Source organism: Mesorhizobium sp. GbtcB19 (assembly GCF_019091085.1).
Classification (GTDB): Bacteria; Pseudomonadota; Alphaproteobacteria; order Rhizobiales; family Rhizobiaceae; genus Mesorhizobium.
In genome coordinates this window covers 1-23,533 of record NZ_JAGXJY010000009.1, presented here as the reverse complement: position 1 = coordinate 23,533, position 23,533 = coordinate 1, and the positions used below count along the sequence as shown (strand labels likewise).

Sequence of the window (23,533 nt, the reverse complement as noted above, 5' to 3'; positions counted from 1 at the left end):
GTTGCCGCCTTCCCGTTGCCTTGGGGGAGGCGGCGCGTACCTCTAGATTTCGTGCTTGCGAATGTTCTTCAGCATTTTCTGCAGCGTCGCGATCAGCGCCGCGTATTCGGCATCGTCGACATCGTCGAACATCGCCTCGAAGGCGTCATGCATGGCCGGCCAGGCGCGCGTGAACAGAGCGCGCCCATCATCAGTCAGGAACACATGGCGGAAGCGGCTGTCGGTCACGCCCTGCTCGCGCCGCACCAGGCCCTGGCCTTCCAGCGTGTCGAGCGTGCGGCTGAGCGTCGACTGTTCGATGACCGTATAGACCGAGAGGTCGTTGATGGTGACGCCGTCGGTGACAGAGAGCACCGCCAATGTGCGCACCTGCGGGATGGTCAGGCCCTGCTTGCGGAAATCCTCGCGCAAAGTGGCGTTGTAGCGGCCCATGATGCGGTTCATCAGATAGGGCGCGAACTGCTGCAGCCCGATCTGGCCGAGGGTCGAGATGCGCTGGCGCTTTTCGGCGAGCTTCTGTTCCATCACAGCTTCCCCGCCAAAAGGAAGCCGGAGCCGCCGCCAAGGCCGGCGCCCGGATGGGTCGAGGCGCCGATGTGATAGAGGCCCTTGATCCCGGTCTCGTGGTTGCGGCTGGCCTTGAACGGCCGCCACAGGAAGGACTGGTCGATGGTCGAAGAGCCGCCATAGGGATCGCCGCCGACCAGGTTGATGTTCATCGCTTCGAGATCGGCGGGCGAGTAGGCGCGGCGCGCAATGATGGTCTCGCGAAAACCCTCGATGTGGTTGGCGAGGATCGCCTCGGCGCGGTCGGCATAGGCCTCGCGCAGCGTCTCGCTCCAGCTTCCGTCGGCCTGAGCCTCAAGCTTGCCGGCCGCATCGCCCTTGATGTGGCGCGGCGCCTCCGGCAGTTGCAGCCACAGGATCGCCTTGCCTTCCGGACAGCGCGACGGGTCGAGCGCATGCGGCTGGCCGACGCAGATGGTCGGCACCTCGGGCAGCAGGCCGCGCACTGCTTCGTTGCAGGCTTTCGACACACCGTCCAATCCCGGCGTCAAATGCAGCAGCGCCACCTTGTCGAGGCCCGCGCCACGCCAGGCCGGCGGCTTGTTCAGCGCGTAGTGGATCTGGAAGTTGCCCTTGCCGTAGCGATAGGACTGCGTGGCCTTGGTGGCTGCCTCCGGCGCCTCCTTGCCGAGCAGGCGGCCATAGAGCTGCGTCGGCGTGGCCGAGCAGATGACGTTCTTGGCGGCGCTCACCGTTTCGCCGGACGCGAGCCGGACGCCGGAGGCGCGGCCACCAGTCTGGACGATCCCAGCGACATCGGCGTTGACGCGGATTTCGCCGCCGCGCTCCCTGATCAGGCCCTCGAAGGCGGCAAGCAGGTTCCTGGCGCCGCCCTTGACGATCGGCGCGCCGGCGGCCTCCAGCGCGAAGGCGATGACCTTGGCGATCTGGCCGGAGAACGCGTCTTCCGGCCCGAGCCCGGCATGCAGCACCCACGGCGCCCAGAGCGCGCGCACCGTATCGGAGGTGTAGGTCGTTTCCAGCCAGCCGCGCGCCGGCACCAGCGCCTCGCCCATGAAGGCGGCGAGGTTGCGCGGGCCGCGCCGCCAGGCCTCGCCGGCCATGAGCCTGGTCGTCGGGTAAGACCAGAGCGCGCCGCCGAGCAGGCCGAACAACAGCCCGGCGTTGCGCTCGATGTCGCCGACATCGCCGCCATGGCGGTCGCCGTCATTGGGCGCGATCTGGTTGAGCGACACGATGTTGGCGGCGCGGTCGGTGGTGAGCACGGCATGGCTGCCGTCGGGCCTGAGCACGCCGGTGGGCGTCGCCGTGTGGCAGAACTCCAGCCCGTGCCGCGCAAGGTCCTTGCCAAGCGCTGCAAAGGCCGGCGAGGTGATGAACAGCACGAAGGTCGTCGCCATCACGTCGTGGACGAAGCCTGGCGCGGTGATCTCCTCGGTGCGCATGCAACCGCCGATGCGATCGTTGCGCTCGAGCACCAGCACCTTGGCGCCCTTGGCGCCAAGCATCGCAGCGCATACCAGGGCGTTGATGCCGCTGCCGACGATGATGTGATCGGGGGCGGTCATCGTCGTGGCCTTGGCTTTAACCCCGCGGCACCAGCGCCAGCGCGCGGATCGGGCTGCCGGTGCCGTGCTCGATCTTGAGCGGTGCCGCGATCAGGATCGCGCCTTTCGGCGGCAACTGGTCGAGATTGCAGAGGCTGGCCAGCCCATAGCGGTTGGCCTTATGCATCAGCGTGTGCGCCGGGAACGGCGGCTCCATGCCGCCGGCCTTGCCGGCGTCGGTGCCGATGGTCTCCGAGCCCCAGCCCTTGATGTCCTTGCTGATCAGGAACTGGATGGCTTCCGCCGTTGGGCCCGGCGTGTGCGGGCCGGTCTCATTGGCGTTGAGGAACTCGGCTTCGGAGCCGTTGCGCTTGTACCAGTCGGTGCGCATCACCACCCATTCGCCGGGATTGATGGCGCCGTGCTTGGCTTCCCAGGCCTTGATGTGGTCGACGGTGAGCAGGAAATCGTGATCGGCGGCGGATTCCGCTGAGCAATCGATGACGTTGACCGGGCCGACGAAATTCTGCGCCGGAATGGTGTCGGTAGCGCCGTCCGGATAGTCCTTGCCGGTGATCCAGTGCTGCGGCGCGTCGAAATGCGTGCCCGAATGCTCGCCGAGCTTCAGCCAGTTCCAGGCCCACCAGGGACCGTTCTTGTCATATTTGGAGATCGCGTGGATCTCGACCTTCGGCGTGTCGACGGCGAGTTCCGGCGGCAGCTTGATCAGCGGCGTGTTGGGGCCGAGCGGCGCCGACAAATCGACCACCTTGATGCCGCCCGAAAGCAGCTGGCCGGCGACCTCGCCGAGGAGTTTTTGCGTGTCCATGGTCTTTCGTTCCCTCTTATCTGGTGATCATCAAGGCTCGTCGCGGCCCTTAACATACCTACTAGACGAAAACATATGCATCTGCAATTATCTTTAAGCATAAAGCATTTTCGGGGCGGGGCGTGAGCGAGTTCGACGCCATCTTTGTCGGGGCGGGCCACAACAGTCTGGCATGCGCCGCGCATCTGGCGCTCAAAGGCTGGAAAATAGCAGTTTTCGAGCGCAGCCAGACGATCGGCGGCGCCGTGCAAACCGGCGAATACACGCTTCCCGGCTTCCGGCATGATTTCGGCGCGATGAATCTGAGCCTGTTCGCCGGCTCCGCGTTCCACCGGAAATATGCAAATGAATTGAAAAGCCACGGTCTGGACTTCGCGCCGGTGGCCGACTGTTTCGCCAGTGCCTTTCCAGACGGGAAATGGTTCGGCGTCAGCAACGACCTCGAAAAGACCGCCTCGCGGCTGGCAGCCTTCTCGGCGGCCGATGCCGCCACATGGCGCCGGCTGGTGGGCGCCTTCCCCGGCGAGGCCGAGCATCTTTTCCGGCTGCTCGGATCGCCGATGAGCGCAAGGGCACTGGCCGGCACGGGCTGGAACCTGTGGCGCAAGAAGGGCCTTGCCGGCGCGCTGGATACGGGTCGGCTGCTTTTCTCCTCGCCGCGCGCATGGCTTGAGGAGAATTTCGAGACGCCGCATGTGCGCACGACGCTCGCCGCCTGGGGCATGCATCTCGACTTCGCGCCCGACATCGCCGGGGGTGCGGTGTTCCCCTATCTGGAATCGATGGCCAACCAGAGTTTCGGCATGGTGCTGGGCAAGGGCGGCGCCGACACCATCATCCGCGCCCTGGCCGGCATGGTGACGGCGGCCGGCGGCCAGATCACGACGGGCGCGGACGTCACCGGGATCATGGTCACCGGCAGCAAGGCGAGCGGGGTGCGGCTGGCGTCCGACGAAACCCATGTCGCGCGCAAGGCCGTCATTGCCGGTGTCGCACCGAAAGCCTTGCCGGGCAAGCTGCTGCCCAATGGCTCCGGCGACGCCGGCTTCGACGCGGCGATGAAGAAATTTCGCCATGCACCGGGCACGATGATGATCCATCTGGCGCTGGACGATTTACCCGACTGGAGCGCCGGCGCCGAGCTTCGCCAGTTCGCCTATGTGCATCTGGCGCCCTCGCTCGACGCCATGTCGCGCACCTACCAGCAGGCGATCGCCGGCCTGCTGCCCGACCAGCCGGTGCTGGTCGTCGGCCAGCCGACGGCGGTCGATCCCTCGCGCGCGCCGGCGGGCAAGCATGTTCTGTGGGTGCAGGTGCGCATGCTGCCGGCTGAGATCCTCGGCGATGCGGCCGGCACGCTCGCGCCCGCGCATTGGGATGCGGTCAAGGACGCCTACGCCGAACGTGTGCTCGACATCATCGAGAGCTACGCGCCGGGTTTGCGCAGCAAGATACTTGGCCACGCGGTTTTCTCGCCGCTCGACCTCGAGCGCGAAAACCCGAACCTCGTCGGCGGCGACCAGATCTGCGGCAGCCATCACCTGTCGCAGAACTTCCTGTTCCGTCCGGCGCGCGGCTTCGCGCGCTGGAACACGCCGCTCGCCAATCTCTACCTCACCGGCGCCGCGACTTGGCCGGGCGCCGGAACGGGCGCAGGCTCAGGCTTCATGCTCGCCCAACAGCTGGGAGGGAATTAGAATTCCGGGATGGACAAGGCGCGGTTGCCCACCAGACCTAGCGAATGAAAAAACGCCGCGCGGACAAATGACAACCAACAAGGGGAACGACCATGACCATCAACAGACGTGACTTGCTTGGATATGGCGCCGCCGCGATCGGCGCGGCCACGCTCGGTCTGCCGAAAGCAGCAAAAGCGGCGGACGAGCTCACCATCGCCTACAACGTCAATTTGCCCTCCTGGGATCCAACGACCGGCCCCTCGGCCGTCAACCCGACCATCCAGGGCCTCTACCAGTCGGTGTTCGACCAGATCATCGGCCAGAAGCCGGACCTCTCCTTCACGCCGGGCCTGCTCACCGAATGGGGCTGGAACGAGGACCGCACCAAGGTGACGATGACGGTGCGCGAGGGCGTCAAATGGCATGACGGCTCGCCCTTCACGCCGGAAGACGTGGTGTGGTCGCTGACACGCGCCGGCGACGAGAAGACCGGCAACCCGATCCAGTTCGTCTGGAAGAACGTCAACAACTTCAAGATCGACGGCAACAAGATCACCGGCGACGTCGTGCAGTTCGACCCGGTCTATTTCAAATGGATGTCGTTTTTGACCGGCTACTTCCTGCCCAAGGCCTATTACGAGAAGGTCGGCGCCGAAGGTTTCGAGAAGGCCCCGATCGGCACCGGCCCGTATATGGTCGACAAATTCGAGCGCAACGCCTTCCTGCGGCTGAAGGCCAATCCGAACTACTGGGGCGCCAAGCCCGCCTTCGAGAATGTGACGATCAAGTTCGTCACCGACGCGGCGAGCCGCGTCGCCGAGATCGAATCCGGCTCCTCGCAGGTGACGCTCGAAATCCCCTATGAGGAATATGACCGGCTGATCGCCAAGAAGGGACTCGCCGGCTCGATCAAGAACGTCTCCGACATCGGCATGATCTTCTTCAACGACATCGAGGCGATGCTGGACAAGAATGTCCGCCAGGCGGCCGTGATGGCGGTGGACAAGGAGCTCCTGGTCAAGCGCCTGCTGCGCGGCTACGGCCAGCCGATCGCGACGCTGGAGACGCCGGAATACACGGCCTTCGATCCCTCGATCAAGGTCGAGCATAATCCCGAAAAGGCCAAGGAACTGCTCGCCGCTTCCGGCTATTCGACCAAGAAGCCGGTCAAGTTCACCATCCAGACCACCAAGGGCTTCAAGCCTAAGGACTATGAGATGATCCAGGCGATCGTCGGCATGTGGCGCAAGGTCGGCATAGAGGCCAATATCGAGGTCTATGAGATCGCCAAGCATTACGAGCTGCGCGCCGCCGACAAGCTGGCGCCGGCCGCCTTCTACAATTGGGGCAATTCCATCGGCGACCCCACCACCTCGACCGGTTTCGCCATGTATGGCCCGAGCCCGCATTCGGTGTGGGACAGCAAGGACCTTGTCGACATGATTAACCCGCTGTGGGGCGAGAAGGACGAGGCCAAGCGCATCGCCGGCTGGAAGGCCGTCGACAAATACATCGCCGAGCAGGCCTATGTGCTGCCGCTGATGCAGTATGCGCAGCCGATCGTGCATTCGAAGAAGGTCAATGTCGTGCAGCATGTGTCCGGCGCGCTGCTGCCGGCGCTGATGACCCCGGCTGCCTGATCGAGATGAGGAGGCGCGGTAGCGTGTCTCCTTCAACGACGCAGCCCCCTCATCCGGCCCTTCGGGCCACCTTCTCCCCCAAGGGAGAAGAGGTCGCCGACGGCTGAGCCAGCCTCTTCTCCCCACCGGGGAGAAGAGGCCGCGAAGCGGCCGGATGAGGGGGAGTTCGTTAGAGTGATTACGCACGCATGCTGCTGCAGAGATTCCTCGTTCGTCTGTTGACGATGCTGGTGACGCTTTTCGGCGTCGCCATCGTCGTCTTCGTCGTCATCCGCGTGGCGCCCGGCGACCCGATCGCCATGATGCTGCCGCCCGGGGCCAGCGACGACGACATCGCGCGGCTGCGCGCGCTCTATGGGCTCGACAAGACCATCGTGCAGCAATTCTTCATCTGGCTCGGCGGCGTGCTGCATGGCGATTTCGGCACCTCGATCTCGCTGCGCCAGGATGTGCTCGGTCTCGTCTTCAACCGGCTACCGGCGACGCTGGAGCTGGCGACCGTGGCGCTGCTCATGGCGATCGCGCTCGGCGCCACCGCCGCGATCGTCGGCGCGCGCTCGCGCGGCACGGCGCTCGAAGCCGGCATCGACATCGCCAGCGGCGCGACGCTCTCCATCCCCGACTTCCTGTGGGGCCTGGTGCTGATCCTTTTGTTCGGCGTTCTGGTGCCTGTCTTCGACATTTCCGGCCGGGTGTCGCCGGAGCTCGACCTGCCCTTCGTCACCCAGTTCTATCTGGTCGAGAGCTTGCTCAGGCTGCGCTTCGACCTCACCTGGGACCTGCTCAAGCATATGCTGATGCCGGCCGTGGCCCTGGCGCTGCCGCTGGCGGCGATCATCGCCCAATTGCTCAAACAGTCGCTGAAGGAGGTGCTCGACCTCGACTATGTGGTGCTGGCGCGGGTCAAAGGTTTTTCGGAGACGCAGGTGATCCTGCGCGAGGCGCTGAAGAACGCGGCCTTGCCGACGCTGACGCTGGTCGGGGTGCAGTTCACTTTCCTCATCGGCGGCACCGTCATCGTCGAGCGGCTGTTTTCCTATGAAGGCCTCGGCAACATGGCGATCGATGCCGTCATCAACCGCGACCTGCCGCTGATCCAGGGCATCGTGCTGGTGTTCGCGCTGCTCTTCGTGCTGATCAACCTTGCCGTCGACATGATGTATGCGCTGCTCAATCCGAGGCTGCGCCATGGATGACGCCCGCATCTCGCGAGGTGGCCTGAGCCCGAGGCTGTGGCTGGCCGGCGGCTGGCTGCTGATTGCCTTGCTCGCGGCCATCTTCGCGCCGCTCGTCGCGCCGCAGGATCCGCTGGCGCAGGACCTGATGCTTGAGCGGCTGCCGCCTTTCTGGCTGGACGGCGCCGAGCCCGGCTATTGGTTGGGCACCGATAGCCTGGGACGCGATCTGTTGTCGCGGCTGATCTTCGGCGGCCGCATCGCCTTCATCGTTGCCTTCGCGGCGGCGACGTCCGCCTGCCTGCTCGGGTCGGCGCTCGGGCTGATCGCCGGCTATTTCGGCGGCTGGGCCGACCGCATCATCTCGCGTGTCGTCGATGTCTGGATGGCGTTCCCGCCGGTGCTGTTCGCGATCCTCCTAGTTGCGGTGCTGGGCACGGGGCTCAGCTCCGTCATCCTCGCCATCGCGATCATCGACTGGACGCGCTTCTGCCGGGTGATCCGCGCCGAAGCCATGAGCCAGGCGCGCATGGACTATGTCGAGAGCGCGCGCATCGCCGGCTACGGTCGTATCGGCATCATGTTGCGCGAGGTGCTGCCCAATGTGCTTCCTTCGGTGGTGGCGCTTTTGTCGCTCGAGATGGGCATCGCCGTGATCGTCGAGGCGATCCTGTCCTTCGTCAATCTGTCGATCTCGACCGACGATCCGACCTGGGGCAGCATCATCGCCGAGGGCCGGCTGTCGATCCATCAGGCCTGGTGGGTGCTGGTGTTCCCGCTGATCACGCTGATCCTCACCGTGCTCTCCTTCAGCCAGTTCGGCGAGGCGCTGAAGGCGCGCTTCGATCCGGTGCTGCGATGAGCGCGTGTCTCGACATCCGCGGCTTGAGCGCCGTGCTGCCCAACGGCCAGCGCGTGCTGCGCTCCGTCTCGCTCACTGTCCAGCCGGGCGAGGTGCGCGCGCTGGTCGGCGAAAGCGGCGCCGGCAAGACGATGATCGGCAAGGCGGTGCTCGGCGTGCTGCCGAAAAGCGTGCGTATCGTCGAAGGCGAGATGCTGATCGAGGGCGAGGACCTCGGCCGACTTGATGCCAAGGCACGCCGGACCTTGATCGGCGCACGCACGGCGCTGATCCCGCAGGATCCGCTGACCGCGCTCAACCCGTCGCGCCGCATCGGCGCGCAGATGACCGATCGGCTGGTGCGCATCCTCGGCTGGAGCGGCGAGAGGGCCGACACACGCATCCGCCAGTTGCTCGACGAGGTGCAGATCCGCGACCCCGAACGGGTGCTGAAGAGCTATCCGCATGAGCTCTCCGGCGGCATGCGCCAGCGGGTGCTGATCGCGGCGGCCTTCGCGGCGGAACCGAGGCTGATCGTCGCCGACGAGCCGACGACGGCGCTGGACGTCACCGTGCAGAAGCAGATCCTGCGGCTGATCGCGCAGCTGCAGCGCGACCACGGCACCGCGATCCTGTTCGTCACTCACGATCTCGGCGTCGTCGCCAAGATCAGCCAGAAAGTGTCGGTGCTCTATGCCGGCAAGGTGGTGGAGGAGGCCGAGACCACCCAGCTCTTCGACGCTCCCCAACATCCCTACACGCGGGCGCTGATCGCGGCGACACCGCGCTATACCGATCCCTATGCTTCGCTGAAGCCGGTCGACGAGGCCGTGCTTGCAGGGTTGTCTGCCGAGATCGCGGCGGCCGATCAGGACTGGAGGCCCGGCCATGGCTGAGCCGCTGTTTTCCGTGCGCGGGCTGAAGGTGGCGCTGCCCGATATGACGCGCAAGCCGCTGATCGGCCGGGCGCCGCTGGCGGAAATCCTGAAAGGTCTCGACTTCGACCTGCCCAAGGGCTCAGTCACGGGCATCGTCGGCGAGTCCGGCTCCGGCAAGTCGACGCTCGGCCGGGCGCTGGTGCGTCTGCTCGAGCCGAGCGCCGGCGCGATCAGCTTCGAAGGGCGCGACATCAGCCATCTTTCGGAAGCCGAGCTCAGACCGCTGCGACGCAACCTGCAGATGATTTTCCAGGATCCGATGTCGTCGCTCAACCCACGGCACACGATCTTCAACATCATTGCCGCGCCGCTCAGGCAGAACGGCCTGGGCGACAGGCTTAAGGAACGCGTAGCTGAAGCCCTGCAGCGCGTCGGCCTGCCGCAGACTTTCGCCAGCCGCTATCGGCACGAACTGTCGGGCGGGCAGCGGCAGCGCGTCGGTATCGCGCGGGCCTTGGCGCTGTCGCCGAAATTCGTGCTGGCCGACGAGATCGTCTCCGGCCTCGACGTCTCGACGCAGGCACAGATCCTGACGCTGCTGGAGAAGCTCGCAGCCGAGATGGGGCTGACGGTGGCCTTCATCAGCCACGATCTGTCGGTGATCCGGCGGCTCTGCCAACGGGTCATCGTCATGCGCGAGGGAAGGATCGTCGAGGCCAGCGCCACGGACGCGCTGTTCGACAATCCGCAGGAGACCTACACGCGCGATCTGCTCGCCGCCATTCCACTCCCCGAGATCGACGCGGACTGGCTGCAGCAGAAGGCGCCGGCATGAAGTGAGTTTCGATATCCGCATGCCGACCAGCGGGCCTCGGATGTGCGCGATGAGAGGTCAGCCCGCCAATGGAGGGTGACATGAAATACGCAACGCGTGGCGCAATAGTCGCGGCAATTCTGTTCGGCGCAATGGGAGCGGCCACGGCGGATTCGATCCCCGGCATGCGCGGGCACGATCATACCGGCATCACCGTGCCTGACATGAAGCAGGCCGTCGACTTCTTCACCAATGTCGTCGGCTGCAAGAAGGCAATGGCGTTCGGCCCGTTCGCCGATGACAAGGGCACCTTCATGCAGGACCTGCTCGGCGTCGATCCGAAGGCGGTGATCGAGGAGATCACCATGGTCCGCTGCGGCTATGGCTCGAACATCGAGCTGTTCAAATACACCGCGCCCGACCAGAAGGACCTGACGCCGAAGAACAGCGATATCGGCGGCTTCCACATCGCCCTTTATGTCGACGACGTTGCAGCCGCGAAGGCCTATCTCGACGGCAAGGGCGTGAAGACAAGGCTGGGACCGCTGCCGGTGAAGGAAGGACCCGCGGCCGGCCAGACCATCCTCTATTTCCAGGCGCCGTGGGGCCTGCAGCTCGAAGCGATCAGCTACCCGCAAGGCATGGCGTATGAGAAGGGAGCGGAGACCGTGCTGTGGAGCCCGAAGGACCCAGCCAAGTGACGCGATGCGCCAAGCGCTCAGTCATCATTCAATTATAAAACTTTAAGCTTGAAATAATTTCCCTTGGGCGCGATACTGACCGCTGGAGATCGTCGGCTTTGCCGGCGACTCCTGAGCGAAGAGGAGATCGCAAGACATGAAGGTTGCGGTTCTCGGCGGCGGACCAGCCGGCCTCTACTTTGCCATCTCGCTGAAGCTGCGCGACGCCGCGCATGAGGTGACGGTCTATGAGCGCAACCGCCCGGACGACACGTTCGGCTGGGGCGTGGTTCTGTCGGCGGAGACGCTGGAGAACCTGACGAAAAACGATCCGGTCAGCGCGGTCTGGATCAAGAAGCATTTTGCCTATTGGGACGATATTGCCGTCATCCATGACGGCGTGCGCACCGTCTCCTCCGGCCACGGCTTCTGCGGCATCGGCCGCAAGCGGCTTTTGATCCTGCTGCAGCGCAGGGCGCGCGAGCTCGGCATCAAGCTGATGTTCGAGACCGATATCTCCGACCCCAGGCCGTTCATGGAGACGCACGACCTGGTGGTCGCGTCGGACGGGCTGAATTCGAAATCGCGCGCCACTTTCGCGGACGTCTTCAAGCCCGACATCGATACTCGGAAGTGCAAGTTCGTGTGGCTGGGCACGACGCAGAAATTCGACGACGCCTTCACCTTCATCTTCGAGAAAACGGAGCATGGCTGGGTGTGGGCGCATGCCTACCAGTTCGACAGCGAGACCGCGACCTTCATCGTCGAATGCAGCGAGCAGACCTGGAACGCTTTCGGCTTCGGCCAGATGACGCAGCAGGAATCGATCGCCGTCTGCGAGCGCATTTTTGCAAAGCATCTCGGCGGCCACGCGCTGATGACCAACGCCAACCACATCAGAGGTTCGGCCTGGATCAACTTCCCCCGCGTCTTGTGCGAGCGCTGGTCATACAAGAATCTGGCGCTGATGGGCGATGCGGCGGCATCGGCGCATTTCTCGATCGGCTCCGGCACCAAGCTGGCGCTCGAAAGCGCCGTGGCGCTGGCCGACTATGTCGAGTCCGAACCCGACCTCGAAGCGGCTTTCCGCAAATATGAGGATGCGCGGCGCACCGAGGTGCTGAAGCTGCAATCGGCGGCTCGCAACTCGCTCGAATGGTTCGAGGAAGTCGAACGATATCTCGGTTTGGATCCAGTTCAGTTCAACTATTCGCTGCTCACCCGCTCGCAGCGCATCAGCCACGAGAACCTTCGTCTGCGCGACGCCGAATGGCTGGCAGGCGCCGAGGAATGGTTCCAGCGCAAGGCCGGCGCCGGCGGCAACAGCTTACGCCGCGCGCCGATGTTCGCGCCGTTCAGGCTGCGCGACATGGCGCTCAGCAACCGCATCGTGGTTTCGCCGATGGCGCAGTACAAGGCGGTCGACGGCTGCCCGACCGACTGGCATTTTTCGCACTATGCCGAGCGCGCCAAGGGCGGCGCCGGACTTCTCTACATCGAGATGACCTGCGTCAGCCCGGAAGGGCGGATCACGCCTGGATGCCCCGGCTTCTACAAGCCGGAACATGAGGTCGCGTGGAAGCGGCTGGTCGATTTCGTCCATGCCGAGACCGAAGCAAAGATCTGCGCCCAGATCGGCCATTCCGGCGCCAAGGGCTCGACCCGCGTCGGCTGGGAAGGAACGGACGTGCCGCTCACCTCCGGCAACTGGCCGGTGATGGCGCCGTCGGCCGTGGCATGGTCGCCGCGAAACCAGGTGCCGAAGGCGATGGACCGCGCCGACATGGATCTGGTCCGCGACCAGTTCGTCGCGTCCGCCGAGATGGCCGGGCGCTGCGGCTTCGACATGCTGGAGATCCATGCCGCGCATGGCTATCTGCTGTCCGCCTTCATCACGCCGCTGACCAACCGCCGCACCGACGACTATGGCGGCTCGCTGGAAAACCGCATGCGCTACCCGCTGGAGATTTTTCACGCGGTGCGCACGGTGTGGGCGGCCGAAAAGCCGATCTCGATGCGCATCTCGGCCAATGACTGGGTCGGCATCGAAGGCGTTACGCCGGCGGACGCGGTCGAGATTGCCAAGCTGCTGCGCGAGGCCGGCGTCGATCTCTGCGACGTCTCGGCCGGACAGACCTCGATTGCCGCCAAGCCGGTCTATGGCCGCATGTTCCAGACGCCGTTTTCCGACCGCATCCGCAACGAGGTCGGCATGGCGACGATGGCGGTCGGCAACATCTATGAGCCCGACCACGCCAACTCGATCCTGATGGCCGGACGCGCTGATCTTGTGGCGCTGGCCAGGCCGCATCTGGCCGACCCCTACTGGACGCTGCATGCGGCGGTGACGCTCGGCGACCGCGGCGTCAAATGGCCAGATCCTTATCTGCCGGGACGTGACCAGATCTACCGGCTGGCCGAGCGCGAAGCGGCCGCGGGGCTGAAAGTATGAGCGCCGCGCGGGCAATCGAAGGCAAGCATGCGCTGGTCACCGGCGGCGGCTCCGGCGTCGGCAAGGCCATCGCGCTGGCGCTGGCGGAAGCCGGCGTGAAGGTCACCATCTGCGGGCGGCGCGAAGCGGCACTTGCCAAAGTCGTGAAGAGGAATGACCGCATCTTCGGCCTCGCCGCGGATGTCACGAACGAAGCCGAAATGGCCGAGGTCTATGAGAAGGCGGAGGCCGCGCGCGGACCGTTCGATATCGTCGTCGCCAATGCCGGCATGGCAGGCAGCGCAGCGGCACACAAGACGACGCTCGCCGACTGGCAGCGTACGCTCGACGTCAACCTGACCGGCGCGTTCCTGACGGTGAAGCCGGCGCTGGCGGGCATGCTCGCGCGGAAGGCAGGCCGTATCGTCTTCGTCGCTTCGACAGCGGGGCTGAAAGGCTATGCCTATGTCGCACCCTATGTCGCCGCCAAGCATGGCGTCGTTGGACTGATGCGGGCGCTGGCGGCCGAAACCGCCAAGTCAGGCGTTACGGTCAATGCCGTCTGCCCGGGTTTCGTCGAGACTGACATGCTGGAAGAGTCCGTCCAGCGCATCGTCGAAAAGACCGGGCGTTCAGCAGAGGAAGCGAGGCAGAGCCTCTCGGCCGTGAACCCGCAGGGACGATTCATCCAGCCGGACGAAGTCGCCGCAGCCGTGCTGTGGCTGTGCAGCGATGCCGCGCGGTCGATCACCGGACAGGCAATCTCCATCTCCGGAGGTGAGACATGGTAGCGGGACCGACGTCTATCGGGCCGGGCAAGGACCGGCTGCGGCTGTGGATCAGGCTGCTGCGCGCCTCGCGCACCATCGAGGCGGAGCTGCGCGAACGGCTGAAAAAGGAGTTCGACACCACGCTGCCGCGCTTCGACGTGATGGCCGCGCTCTACCGCTCGCCGGAAGGCATGCTGATGAGCGACCTGTCGCGCTTCCTTTTGGTGTCGAACGGCAATGTCACCGGCATCGTCGACCGGCTGGTTTCCGAAGGGCTGGTGACGCGCGCGCGCCGCAACGGCGACCGCCGCACCTCGATGGTGCGGCTGACCGAGGAAGGCACCAAATCTTTCGCGACGATCGCGGCCGTGCATGAGGGCTGGGTCGGCGAGCTGCTCGGCGGTGTCAGCGAGGAAGAAGCGAGGCGGCTGACCGGCATGCTGAAATCGTTCCGCAGCAATTGGGAGGGACGCGAATGAGCACTATCGCCAAGCTCAAGCCGAAGCATTTTATCTGGCAGGTCGAAGGCAAGGTCGCGAAAGTCCGGCTCGACCGGCCGGAGCGCAAGAATCCGCTGACCTTCGACAGCTATGCCGAACTGCGCGACACGTTTCGCGACCTCGTCTATGCCGACGATGTCGACGCCGTCGTGTTCCTGCCCAATGGCGGCAATTTCTGCTCGGGCGGCGATGTCCACGACATCATCGGGCCGCTGGTCAAAATGGACATGAAGCAGCTGCTCGCCTTCACGCGCATGACCGGCGATTTCGTCAAGGCGATGCTCAACTGCGGCAAGCCGATCATTTCCGCCGTCGACGGCGTCGCGGTCGGCGCCGGCGCCATCATCGCCATGGCCTCCGATATCCGCATCGCCACGCCCGAGGCAAAGACCGCCTTCCTCTTCACCCGCGTCGGTCTCGCCGGCTGCGACATGGGCGCCTGCGCGATCCTGCCGCGCATCATCGGCCAGGGACGCGCGGCCGAACTGCTCTACACCGGCCGCACCATGAGCGCGGCGGAAGGTGAGCGCTGGGGGTTCTACAACCGGCTGGTCGATGCGGCAGCGCTTGAAGCCGATGCGCTCGACATGGCGGCGCGCATCGTTTCGGGGCCGACCTTCGCGCATGGCATCACCAAGACGCAACTCAACCAGGAATGGTCGATGGGCCTCGACCAGGCGATCGAGGCGGAAGCGCAGGCGCAGGCGATCTGCATGCAGACCGGCGATTTCGAGCGGGCGTACAAGGCGTTCGTGGCGAAGGAAAAGCCGGTGTTCGAGGGGAATTGAGGATGAGCACTTTGATGGAGACGTCGGCGGGACAGCGCCCCCCTCTGTCCTGCCGGACATCTCCCCCTCAAGGGGGGAGATCAGCTGTCATCTCTGCTTTCGCCAATCTCCAGCGCCGCAGGAGAAGCGCCGGCGCCGAAACTGCCAATCTCCCCCCTTGTGGGGGAGATGGCCGGCAGGCCAGAGGGGGGCGCCGTAGAGCGCAGACCTCGCAGAACTGCGGAGGCAAATATGCCTGACCGTTCCTTCCTCAACTGGCCCTTCTTCGAAGACCGCCACCGCGACCTCGCAGAGCGCCTAGAAGCCTGGTGCGCGAAGAACCTTCCCGTCGACCACCGCGATGTCGACGCCGCCTGCCGCGACCTCGTCGCCACGCTCGGCCGCGACGGCTGGCTGAAGCCGACGGCGCTCGACCCGGCCAATCCCGGGCCACTCGACGTGCGCACGCTCTGCATCACGCGCGAGACGCTGGCCCGCCATGACGGGCTCGCCGACTTCGCCTTCGCCATGCAGGGGCTGGGCACCGGCGCGATCACGCTCTTCGGCACGCCCGACCAGCAGCGCTGGCTGGAAAAGACGCGGGCTGGTGAGGCGATCTCCGCCTTCGCGCTGTCGGAACCACGCTCCGGCTCGGACGTCGCCAACATGGAGATGTCGGCTGTCCGCGACGGCGACGATTATGTGCTTTCGGGCGAAAAAACCTGGATATCCAATGGCGGCATCGCCGACCTCTATGTCGTGTTCGCCCGCACCGGCGAGGCGCCCGGCGCCAAGGGGATTTCCGCTTTCATCGTTCCGGCCGACGCGAAGGGTCTCGGCGTCGCGGAACGGCTCGAGGTCATCGCCCCTCACCCGCTGGCGCGGCTCTCCTTCGACAATGTCCGCGTCCCGGCTTCCGCCCTGATCGGCAAGCCCGGCGACGGGTTCCGCATCGCCATGTCTGTGCTCGACGTGTTCCGCTCGACGGTGGGCGCGGCAGCCCTTGGCTTCGCGCGGCGCGCGCTGGACGAGAGCGTCAGCAGAGCTGCCGAGCGCAAACTGTTCGGCGCGCCGATGGCCGAGCTGCAGATGGTGCAGGGCCATATCGCCGACATGGCGCTCGATGTCGACGCCGCCGCGCTGCTGATCTACCGCGCCGCCTGGACCAAGGACATGGGCGCCGCCCGCGTCACCCGCGAAGCGGCGATGGCGAAGCTGTTCGCCACCGACAAGGCGCAGGAGGTGATCGACAAGGCGGTGCAACTGCATGGCGGCGACGGCGTGCGCAAGGGCCATATCGTCGAGAGCCTCTATCGCGAAATAAGGGCGCTGCGCATCTATGAGGGCGCCTCCGACGTGCAGAAAGTGGTGATCGCCAGACAGGTCATGGGTGCGGCGTGAGACCCTTGCGAATCGCATCTGAAATAGGGGGAGGCTAGACCATGCACACCATCCTGCAGCCGGAGGGCTGGGCCAAACCGATCGGCTACGCCAACGGCGTGGCGGCGCGCGGCCGGCTTGTCTTTATCGGCGGCCAGGTCGGCTGGAACGCCGAGTGCCGGTTCGAGACCGACGACTTCGTCGGCCAGGTGAAGCAGACACTGCAAAACATCGTCGCGGTATTGGCCGAGGCCGGCGGCGAGCCACGCCACATCACCTCGATGACCTGGTATTTCACCGACAAGGCCGAATATGTCGGCAACCTCAAAGGTATCGGCGAGGCCTATCGCGCCGTGATCGGCCGGCATTTTCCGGCGATGGCCGCCATGCAGGTGGTGGCGCTGGTCGAGGATCGCGCCAAGATCGAGATCCAGGCCACGGCGGTCATCCCCGACTGACTACTGACGCAGTCCCGCCTGCCTGAGCAGCGGCAACACGTGGTCACAGAAATAGGGCAGTTCCTGCGTGTAGTTGACGAAGGACAGCGCGATGCCCTGGTAGCCGTGCGCGGCGATCGCCGCCATATCGGCGGCGATTGTCTCGGGCGTTCCGATCAAGGGATAGGTGCCGGCGCCGCCGGCGAAACGCTGGCGGTAGCGGTCATAGGCATGCGGGTCGTGCGACTGCGAGAATTCCTTCTTGCCGGCCATGTGCGCGTCGACCGCTTCGTGGTCGGCCATCGTGACGGCGTAGCGCGTGTAATAGGCCTGCGCCTCTTCCATGGTCGGGCGGCACACCACATGCGCCACTGTGTAGACGCCGACATCGCGGCCCGCCTTGGCGGCGCGCTCACCGATATCGGCGACATGCTTGCCGGCATCGCTCATCTCGGAGAAGGTCGTGAACAGGTAGTCGCATCGGGCGGCCGCGAAATCGCGGCCCGGGCCGCCAAAGGCGGCGTTCATCGTCACCGGGCGGGGAACCTGCAGGCTGGCCGGCCGGCTCACCGCTTCCTTCAGGCGATAATAGGTACCCTCGTAATCGAGCGGCTCGCTCGAAGCATAGAGCCGCTCCAGGATCTCGATCCATTCGGCTGCCTGGTCATAACCCTTCTCGACCAGCGGCGTGCCGAACATGCCGAATTCCTTTGGGTTCCAGCCGCAGACGATGTTGAGCCCCGCGCGGCCCTGGCTGATATGATCGACCGTCGCCAGCGCCTTGGCGGCGTAGAGCGGATGCACCAGCGGCACGTGCACGGTCATGAACAGGCCGATCTGCTGCGTGGCCGCGGCAAGGGCGGCGGCCCAGGTGAAGGTCTCGAACGAGAATTCGCGCACCTTGTTGCGGCCGCCGAAGCCGCGCCAGCGCGCGATCGGCAGCATGAACTCCAGCCCGGCGCGATCGGCGATCTGGGCTGCCGTCAGATTGTCCTGCCAGCTTGCCGTCCAGCGCTCCGGCACATCGGTGATGGCAAGGCCGCCATCCGCATTGGTCGAGAAGACGCCAAGCTTCAGTCTGTTGGATCCATGCAGGGGATGCGTTTTGATCATGTCGGGAACTCTTGGACCGGAGGCCACACGCTAGGCCCGGCCAAAAATATTTCAAGCCTGAAATAGCTTCGTATGACCGCCGTTTGCGGATATAGATTTGCGACGCGAGCAACAGGGGATGGGCATGAGCGAGTTCCGCCAGAAATGCATCGGCAAGACCAACCTCATCGGTTCCTTCGCCGCCATTCCGCATCCGGTCGCTGTCGAGGTGATGGCGCAGTCCGGCCTCGATTTCCTCTGCGTCGACTGGGAGCACGCGCAGATTTCGCGCGAGACGATCGAGACCATGGTGCGGGCGGCCGACGTGCATCGCGTGGCGGCGATGGTGCGGGTGCCCGGCCATGCGCCTGAGGCCATCCAGGCGGCACTGGACAGCGGCGCACAGGGCGTGCTGATCCCGCGCGTCTCGACGGCCGCCCAGGCCGCCGCGGCGGTAAAGGCGTCGCGCTATCCGCCGTTCGGCGAGCGCGGCGTCGGGCCCGGCCGGGCCGCCGGCTACGGTTATCGCATCCCCGAATATCTGGCCGCCGCCAATGAACGGATCGTCGTCGCGGTCCAGGTCGAGACAGCGGAGGGCCTCGCCAACATCGAAGCGATCGCGGCGGTAGACGGCGTCGACCTGATCTTCGTCGGCCCCGGCGACCTTTCGGTGTCGATCGACGCGATCGGCCCGGCAGGCGCTGACAGGCTCAATGCGGCGATCAAGAGCATCATCGGCGCGACGCTCGCACATGGCAGGACCGCCGGCATTTTCTGCGCCAGCCCGCAAACCGTCAGCCGCTGGGCGGCCCTCGGCGCCAGCTTCTTCGTGCTGGCGAGCGACACGATGTTTCTCGGCGCCGGCGCCGCGGCCAACTATACGGCCGCGCGCGATGAGTTGGCGTAAAACGTAGGCGACCAAGGGCGTATCGGCGGCGCAACCGGCGAGCCAAACTTTTTAAGCTTAAAACTTTTGCCTTGAAAAGCTCGGTACTTTGGATAGCATCCGGATCGATGGCGGCTGCCGTGGCGGAGGGGCTTTCCGGTCAGTCCGTCGCCGTCCGGGTGGGAGGGGTTTCAGTCCTTGTCGTTTGTGTTGCCCCAGTCGTCGTCCAGCGCGCGCTATGCTTTCGATGGCGTGCGCGCCCAGATTCGCGACCTGCACACGGAAAACATCGCCAACCTCGCGGTCCGCGCCCGGGAGCTCGGCGACGTCATCGCGCTCTGGTACGGCGAGGGCGACGTGGTGACGCCCGCCTTCATCCGCGACGCGGCAAAGGCGGCCTTCGATGAAGGCCTGACTTTCTACGTCCCCAATATGCGCGGACATGGCCAGCTGAATGAAGCGCTGTCGGACTACCAGACCCGCATCCATGGCCGCCCGATCCCGATCGCACGCACCACGGTAACGCCGGGCGGCATGCAGGCGCTGTATCTTGCCCTGGAGCTGCTCGTCGATACCGGCACCAATGTCGTCTACGTCGCGCCGCAATGGCCCAACATCCACAACGCCATCCACCTGATCGGTGGCGAGCCACGGCCGTTCTCCCTCGATTTCAAGGATGACTGGCGGCTCGATCTCGACCGGCTGTTTTCGACCTGCGACGCGCGCACCCGCGCCATCTTCTTGTCGACGCCGTCCAACCCGACCGGCTGGACCGCCTCGCGCGAGGAGATGCAGGCGCTGCTCGACTTCAGCCGGCGCACGGGCATCTGGATCATTTCCGACGAGGTCTATGGCCGGCTCTATTTCGACGGCGACGTCGCGCCGTCGATCCTGCAGATCGCCGAGGACGGCGACCGGGTGCTGTCGGTCAACAGCTTTTCGAAAGCCTGGGCGATGACCGGCTGGCGCATCGGCTGGCTGACGCATCCGTCGGGTGTTGCCGACCAGCTCGGCGCCATGACGCAATATATCAACAGCGGCACCGCCGCGCCGATCCAGGCCGGCGCCGTGGCGGCGATCCGCCAAGGCGAGCCGCTGGTCGAGGAAATCAGGCAGCGGATCAGGACCGGCCTCGACCTCGCCTATGACAGGCTGTCCCGGATCCCGGGCGTGATCCTGCCGACCAAGCCGCGCGGCGGCATGTATGCGTTCTTCGCCCTGGACGGCGAGAACGACGCACGCCGCGCCTGCGCCCGGATCCTGGAGACGGCGCGGGTCGGGCTTGCGCCCGGTCACCTGTTTGGAAATTCAGCGGCAGCATTCCTGCGCATGTGCGTGTGCCGCGACCGCGGTCAGATCGAAACGGCGCTCGAGCGCATGACCGCCGCAATGAATTGACGCCCTGCGGAAGCGGGGCGGCAAAAAGCCGTGCGGGGGACAACCCGCCCGTTCAACAACAGAGGGAACAAAAATGAGCTTTACTCGTCGCAACCTGCTTCTCATGGCCGCCGCCATCGGCATCGCCGCCGGCCCCGCCACCGCTTATGCCGCCGATGTGCTCAATGTCGGCGCCTACCCGACCAATCCGCCGTTCGAATACAAGAACGAGAGCGGCACCTTCGAGGGTTTCGAGGTCGACATCGTCAACGAAGCGGCCAAGCGCATCGGCATGACCACCGATATCGCCGATCTCGGCTTTCAGGCGCTGTTCGCGGCCACCACCTCGAAGCGCATCGACGTCGCCATTTCCTCGATCACCATCACCGCCGAGCGGTTGAAGTCGCAGTCCTTCACCCAGCCCTACTATGATTCCGACATGGGCATCGCCACCAAGACCGACAGCGCGATCGCCAAGGAAGCCGACCTCAAGGGCAAGGTCGTCGGCGTGCTGTCCGGCTCGACCGGCGAGACCTGGGTCAAGGATCATCAGCAGGCCGACGGCTTCAGCGACGTGAAGGGCTACGACACGCAGCAGAACCTGTTGCTCGACCTCAGCGCCGGCCGCGTCGATGCCGCCGTCAGCGACATTCCCGGCATGCAGTACTCCTTCAAGAAGATGAAGGACCTCGTCGTCAAGGAACGCATCAAGACCGGCGAGCAGTACGGCCTGATGATGACCAAGGATCATCCTCTGCTCGGCAAGCTGAACGACGCCATCACCGCGATGAAGAAGGACGGCACCTTGGCCGCGATCCACAAGAAGTGGTTCGACAGCGATGCTCCGGCCGATTCCTCGACGGTCAAGGAAATGCCGCTGCCCAAGGCCTGAGCGGACTGACCAAGAAGCGAGCCGTGCCGGCTTTCAAAGCCGCACGGCTCGTTCCTTTCTCCCGGAACCGCAGGGCAGACCTGATCCGGCGTTTCGGGCCTCTATCCTTGTTTTTACGCAATTCCGGACGGAAAACCGCTTCACACTTTTCCTGGAATTGCTCCAGCACGGTTCGGGAACGTTCCCATGTCGCTGATCGACACCTTCTTCAATCCCGAGGTCATTGCATCTAGCCTGCCGGCGTTGCTGCGCGGCTTCCTCAACACGCTGCTGCTCGGGATCATGAGCATCGTCATCGGCATCATCGTAGGACTGGCGATCAGCCTGGTGCGGCTCTACGCCCCGAAGCCGCTGCGCTGGCTCGCCATCGGCTATACCGACATCTTCCGCGCCCTCCCCGTGCTGGTGGTGCTGATCCTGATCTATTATGCGCTGCCGTTCCTCGGCATCCGCCTGTCGTCCTGGGCGTCCGCGGTGACGGCGTTCGCCATCATCATGTCGGCCTATTCGGCCGAGGTGTTCCGCTCCGGCATCGAAAGCATTCCGAAGGGCCAGTTCGAGGCGGCGCAGGCGCTCGGCCTGCCATTCATGCTCACGCTGCGCAAGGTGGTGCTGCCGCAGGCGATCCGCGTCGTCATCCCCCCGATGACCAGCAATTGCGTCTCGATGTTCAAGGACACCTCGCTCGCCTCGACCGTGGCGCTGCCGGAACTCTTGAAGGAAGCGACCAATGCGCAGTCGCTCTATGCCAACCCCTCGCCGCTGATCGGCGCCGCGCTGGTCTATCTCATCTTCCTCTGGCCGATGGTGCGGCTGGTCAGCCTGCTCGAGCGCCGCTTCCAGACCGAAAAGACGCGCTGACCTTCAAACTGATCCCCGTCAAATCCCCCGCAGGAGCGCATTCCCGTGAACAAGCACCAGACCGATAGTACGAACGCCGCCGCATTCCCCGTCGAAAGAATCCGGGCCATGTTCCCCGCCTTGCAGCGAGCCGGCGACTTCATCTTCATGGACAATGCCGCGGGCGCCCAGATCCCGCAAAGCGTGCTCGATGCTGTGACCAACCATCTGGTGGCGCACAATGTGCAGCGCGGCGGCCGCTATGGCCGCAGCGTCACAGTCGACCAGTCGGTCGCGACAGCGCGCGAGAGCGTGGCGCTGCTGATCAATGCCTACAGCCCGTCCGAGATCTGCTTCGGCATGAACGCCACCTCGTTCATCCGCCTGGTCAGCCTCGGCATCGGCCAGATGCTTGCTAAAGACACCGGACGCGACGAGATCATCATCACCGACATGGACCATGACGCCAACATCGCCACCTGGCTGGCGCTGGAATCCGCCGGCGCCAAGTTCAAATGGTGGCGCATTCGCGAGGACGGCAATCTCCATGTCGACGACCTCAAGCCGCTGGTGTCGGAACGCACCCGCCTCGTCGCCTGCACGGTGACGGCGCATTCGATCGGCTCGATCGTCGACGTCGCGTCGGTGGCGAAGATCGCGCATACCGCCGGCGCCGAAGTGTTCCTCGACTGCGTGCATTACGGGCCGCACGGGCTGATGGACGTGCAGGCGTGGCAGTGCGATTACCTCGTCTGCTCCGGCTACAAGAATTTCTCGCCGCATATGGGCTTCCTGTGGGGCCGCTTCGACACGCTGAAACGGCTGCCGACCTTCCGCGAGGACTTCATCCCCGACGAGCCGCCCTACAAGGTCGAGGCCGGCACCTTCATCTACGAGAACGTCTCGGGCATGGACGCGGCGGTGCGCTACCTTGAATCGATCGGCCGCAACTTCCTGCCCGAAAACAACCGCTCGCGCCGCGACAACATCGTCGCCGGCATGAACGCCATCCGCGACTACGAGCTGATGCTGGCGCGCGAGATGATGAAGGTGCTGAAGGCGTGCGGTGCCACCATCTACGGCGTCGCCGACGAGGCGCGCATCAACGAGCGCGTGCCGACCTTCTGCTTCAACATCGGCAAGCTGTCGCCACAGCGGATCGTCGAGGAAATGGCCGCCGTCCAGATCGGCATCCGCGACGGCCACATGTACGCCCCGCGGCTGATGAAGCGGCTCAACCTCTCGATGGACAGCGGCGCGATCCGCGCCTCGCTGGTGCACTACAACACGGTGGAGGAAGTGCACAAATTCGGCGAGGCACTGCGGACGATCATCGCCAAGCTGTCGTGAGGTTGGCCCCCACCCGGACCTTTGGTCCGACCTCCCCACAAGGGGGAGGTAGGGGCGCCGCACTCTCCGTGTCGTCATCCACGGGCGAAGCAAGGAGCGAAGCGACGCGGCGCAGACCCGAGGATCCTGTGTGTTGGTTCTGGTGTATGGTTGAAGTGGGAAGGAGACCGAGTGGATCCTGGTCGTCCTTTCGGACAGGC

Annotated in this window: 22 protein-coding genes; 18 read left to right on the top strand and 4 right to left on the bottom strand. The window is 65.1% G+C overall.

The window, feature by feature from the left end; translation table 11 throughout:
* Window positions 1-42: 42 nt before the first annotated feature.
* Genes KVT37_RS16835 through KVT37_RS16825 form a run of 3 tightly spaced genes read right to left on the bottom strand, consistent with a single transcriptional unit; the run spans window position 43 to window position 2,904 of the window.
* Window positions 43-525, bottom strand: a complete 483-nt coding sequence (locus KVT37_RS16835; RefSeq protein ID WP_217575016.1) for a MarR family winged helix-turn-helix transcriptional regulator — start codon at window positions 523-525, stop codon at window positions 43-45.
* Entirely contained in the window at window positions 525-2,096 is a 1,572-nt protein-coding gene (locus KVT37_RS16830) for an NAD(P)/FAD-dependent oxidoreductase (RefSeq protein ID WP_217575014.1), read from the bottom strand. Before KVT37_RS16830 ends, KVT37_RS16835 begins: the two co-directional genes overlap by 1 nt.
* 16 nt (window positions 2,097-2,112) lie before the next feature.
* Window positions 2,113-2,904 (bottom strand): cyclase family protein, encoded by a 792-nt coding sequence (locus KVT37_RS16825; RefSeq protein WP_217575012.1) that lies wholly within the window; start codon window positions 2,902-2,904, stop codon window positions 2,113-2,115.
* 122 nt (window positions 2,905-3,026) lie between these two features.
* Between KVT37_RS16825 and KVT37_RS16820 the strand changes: the two genes are divergently transcribed.
* The 13 genes from KVT37_RS16820 (at window position 3,027) to KVT37_RS16760 (ending at window position 16,917) form a co-directional block, all read left to right on the top strand.
* Window positions 3,027-4,601: an NAD(P)/FAD-dependent oxidoreductase gene (locus tag KVT37_RS16820; protein WP_217575010.1), complete on the top strand. Its 1,575-nt coding sequence runs from the start codon at window positions 3,027-3,029 to the stop codon at window positions 4,599-4,601.
* Window positions 4,602-4,693: 92 nt separating this feature from the next.
* A complete protein-coding gene (locus tag KVT37_RS16815; protein WP_217575008.1) occupies window positions 4,694-6,223 on the top strand; it encodes an ABC transporter substrate-binding protein in 1,530 nt (509 codons plus the stop codon).
* A 188-nt stretch (window positions 6,224-6,411) separates the two neighbouring features.
* The gene (locus KVT37_RS16810) at window positions 6,412-7,419 is read left to right on the top strand and encodes an ABC transporter permease (protein WP_217575006.1); all 1,008 of its coding nucleotides are present in this window, start codon (window positions 6,412-6,414) and stop codon (window positions 7,417-7,419) included.
* Complete coding sequence (locus KVT37_RS16805; RefSeq protein WP_217575004.1) at window positions 7,412-8,260, top strand: ABC transporter permease; 849 nt, start codon at window positions 7,412-7,414, stop codon at window positions 8,258-8,260. Before KVT37_RS16810 ends, KVT37_RS16805 begins: the two co-directional genes overlap by 8 nt.
* A complete protein-coding gene (locus KVT37_RS16800; protein ID WP_217575002.1) occupies window positions 8,257-9,135 on the top strand; it encodes an ABC transporter ATP-binding protein in 879 nt (292 codons plus the stop codon). The genes KVT37_RS16805 and KVT37_RS16800 overlap by 4 nt, the downstream gene beginning before the upstream one ends.
* Complete coding sequence (locus KVT37_RS16795; RefSeq protein ID WP_217575000.1) at window positions 9,128-9,952, top strand: ATP-binding cassette domain-containing protein; 825 nt, start codon at window positions 9,128-9,130, stop codon at window positions 9,950-9,952. The genes KVT37_RS16800 and KVT37_RS16795 overlap by 8 nt, the downstream gene beginning before the upstream one ends.
* 80 nt (window positions 9,953-10,032) lie before the next feature.
* Window positions 10,033-10,632: a VOC family protein gene (locus KVT37_RS16790; RefSeq protein ID WP_217574998.1), complete on the top strand. Its 600-nt coding sequence runs from the start codon at window positions 10,033-10,035 to the stop codon at window positions 10,630-10,632.
* Between the two features lie 136 nt (window positions 10,633-10,768).
* Complete coding sequence (locus tag KVT37_RS16785; protein WP_217574997.1) at window positions 10,769-13,063, top strand: bifunctional salicylyl-CoA 5-hydroxylase/oxidoreductase; 2,295 nt, start codon at window positions 10,769-10,771, stop codon at window positions 13,061-13,063.
* Window positions 13,060-13,833, top strand: coding sequence for an SDR family NAD(P)-dependent oxidoreductase (locus KVT37_RS16780; protein ID WP_217574995.1), 774 nt, complete (start codon window positions 13,060-13,062; stop codon window positions 13,831-13,833). Before KVT37_RS16785 ends, KVT37_RS16780 begins: the two co-directional genes overlap by 4 nt.
* Window positions 13,827-14,291, top strand: a complete 465-nt coding sequence (locus KVT37_RS16775) for a MarR family winged helix-turn-helix transcriptional regulator (RefSeq protein ID WP_217574993.1) — start codon at window positions 13,827-13,829, stop codon at window positions 14,289-14,291. The genes KVT37_RS16780 and KVT37_RS16775 overlap by 7 nt, the downstream gene beginning before the upstream one ends.
* Window positions 14,288-15,100, top strand: coding sequence for an enoyl-CoA hydratase family protein (locus tag KVT37_RS16770; protein WP_217574991.1), 813 nt, complete (start codon window positions 14,288-14,290; stop codon window positions 15,098-15,100). Before KVT37_RS16775 ends, KVT37_RS16770 begins: the two co-directional genes overlap by 4 nt.
* Before the next feature lie 231 nt (window positions 15,101-15,331).
* The gene (locus tag KVT37_RS16765; RefSeq protein WP_217574989.1) at window positions 15,332-16,480 is read left to right on the top strand and encodes an acyl-CoA dehydrogenase family protein; all 1,149 of its coding nucleotides are present in this window, start codon (window positions 15,332-15,334) and stop codon (window positions 16,478-16,480) included.
* Between the two features lie 41 nt (window positions 16,481-16,521).
* A complete protein-coding gene (locus KVT37_RS16760; RefSeq protein ID WP_217574987.1) occupies window positions 16,522-16,917 on the top strand; it encodes a RidA family protein in 396 nt (131 codons plus the stop codon).
* Here the strand turns inward: KVT37_RS16760 and KVT37_RS16755 are convergent, their stop codons facing one another.
* Window positions 16,918-18,009: an LLM class flavin-dependent oxidoreductase gene (locus KVT37_RS16755; protein ID WP_217574985.1), complete on the bottom strand. Its 1,092-nt coding sequence runs from the start codon at window positions 18,007-18,009 to the stop codon at window positions 16,918-16,920.
* Window positions 18,010-18,133: 124 nt separating this feature from the next.
* Between KVT37_RS16755 and KVT37_RS16750 the strand changes: the two genes are divergently transcribed.
* The 5 genes from KVT37_RS16750 (at window position 18,134) to KVT37_RS16730 (ending at window position 23,333) form a co-directional block, all read left to right on the top strand.
* Entirely contained in the window at window positions 18,134-18,895 is a 762-nt protein-coding gene (locus KVT37_RS16750; RefSeq protein ID WP_217574983.1) for an HpcH/HpaI aldolase/citrate lyase family protein, read from the top strand.
* Between the two features lie 186 nt (window positions 18,896-19,081).
* On the top strand, window positions 19,082-20,272 hold the full coding sequence (locus tag KVT37_RS16745) for a pyridoxal phosphate-dependent aminotransferase (RefSeq protein WP_308642647.1): 1,191 nt from the start codon (window positions 19,082-19,084) through the stop codon (window positions 20,270-20,272).
* 73 nt (window positions 20,273-20,345) lie between these two features.
* Complete coding sequence (locus KVT37_RS16740; RefSeq protein WP_217574979.1) at window positions 20,346-21,143, top strand: ABC transporter substrate-binding protein; 798 nt, start codon at window positions 20,346-20,348, stop codon at window positions 21,141-21,143.
* 186 nt (window positions 21,144-21,329) lie between these two features.
* A complete protein-coding gene (locus KVT37_RS16735; RefSeq protein ID WP_217574977.1) occupies window positions 21,330-22,004 on the top strand; it encodes an amino acid ABC transporter permease in 675 nt (224 codons plus the stop codon).
* 45 nt (window positions 22,005-22,049) lie between these two features.
* The gene (locus KVT37_RS16730) at window positions 22,050-23,333 is read left to right on the top strand and encodes a cysteine desulfurase-like protein (RefSeq protein ID WP_217574975.1); all 1,284 of its coding nucleotides are present in this window, start codon (window positions 22,050-22,052) and stop codon (window positions 23,331-23,333) included.
* Window positions 23,334-23,533 lie beyond the last annotated feature (200 nt).

Excerpts from the sequence above, each read along its gene's own strand:
- KVT37_RS16740 (WP_217574979.1), top strand. The coding sequence starts at position 20,346 with ATGAGCTTTACTCGTCGCAACCTGCTTCTCATGGCCGCCGCCATCGGC.
- KVT37_RS16800 (WP_217575002.1), top strand. The coding sequence starts at position 8,257 with ATGAGCGCGTGTCTCGACATCCGCGGCTTGAGCGCCGTGCTGCCCAAC.
- KVT37_RS16755 (WP_217574985.1), bottom strand. The coding sequence starts at position 18,009 with ATGATCAAAACGCATCCCCTGCATGGATCCAACAGACTGAAGCTTGGC.
- KVT37_RS16830 (WP_217575014.1), bottom strand. The coding sequence starts at position 2,096 with ATGACCGCCCCCGATCACATCATCGTCGGCAGCGGCATCAACGCCCTG.
- KVT37_RS16790 (WP_217574998.1), top strand. The coding sequence starts at position 10,033 with ATGAAATACGCAACGCGTGGCGCAATAGTCGCGGCAATTCTGTTCGGC.
- KVT37_RS16785 (WP_217574997.1), top strand. The coding sequence starts at position 10,769 with ATGAAGGTTGCGGTTCTCGGCGGCGGACCAGCCGGCCTCTACTTTGCC.
- KVT37_RS16750 (WP_217574983.1), top strand. The coding sequence starts at position 18,134 with ATGAGCGAGTTCCGCCAGAAATGCATCGGCAAGACCAACCTCATCGGT.
- KVT37_RS16760 (WP_217574987.1), top strand. The coding sequence starts at position 16,522 with ATGCACACCATCCTGCAGCCGGAGGGCTGGGCCAAACCGATCGGCTAC.
- KVT37_RS16810 (WP_217575006.1), top strand. The coding sequence starts at position 6,412 with ATGCTGCTGCAGAGATTCCTCGTTCGTCTGTTGACGATGCTGGTGACG.
- KVT37_RS16825 (WP_217575012.1), bottom strand. The coding sequence starts at position 2,904 with ATGGACACGCAAAAACTCCTCGGCGAGGTCGCCGGCCAGCTGCTTTCG.
- KVT37_RS16775 (WP_217574993.1), top strand. The coding sequence starts at position 13,827 with ATGGTAGCGGGACCGACGTCTATCGGGCCGGGCAAGGACCGGCTGCGG.
- KVT37_RS16770 (WP_217574991.1), top strand. The coding sequence starts at position 14,288 with ATGAGCACTATCGCCAAGCTCAAGCCGAAGCATTTTATCTGGCAGGTC.
- KVT37_RS16805 (WP_217575004.1), top strand. The coding sequence starts at position 7,412 with ATGGATGACGCCCGCATCTCGCGAGGTGGCCTGAGCCCGAGGCTGTGG.
- KVT37_RS16735 (WP_217574977.1), top strand. The coding sequence starts at position 21,330 with ATGTCGCTGATCGACACCTTCTTCAATCCCGAGGTCATTGCATCTAGC.
- KVT37_RS16815 (WP_217575008.1), top strand. The coding sequence starts at position 4,694 with ATGACCATCAACAGACGTGACTTGCTTGGATATGGCGCCGCCGCGATC.
- KVT37_RS16835 (WP_217575016.1), bottom strand. The coding sequence starts at position 525 with ATGGAACAGAAGCTCGCCGAAAAGCGCCAGCGCATCTCGACCCTCGGC.
- KVT37_RS16795 (WP_217575000.1), top strand. The coding sequence starts at position 9,128 with ATGGCTGAGCCGCTGTTTTCCGTGCGCGGGCTGAAGGTGGCGCTGCCC.
- KVT37_RS16780 (WP_217574995.1), top strand. The coding sequence starts at position 13,060 with ATGAGCGCCGCGCGGGCAATCGAAGGCAAGCATGCGCTGGTCACCGGC.
- KVT37_RS16765 (WP_217574989.1), top strand. The coding sequence starts at position 15,332 with ATGCCTGACCGTTCCTTCCTCAACTGGCCCTTCTTCGAAGACCGCCAC.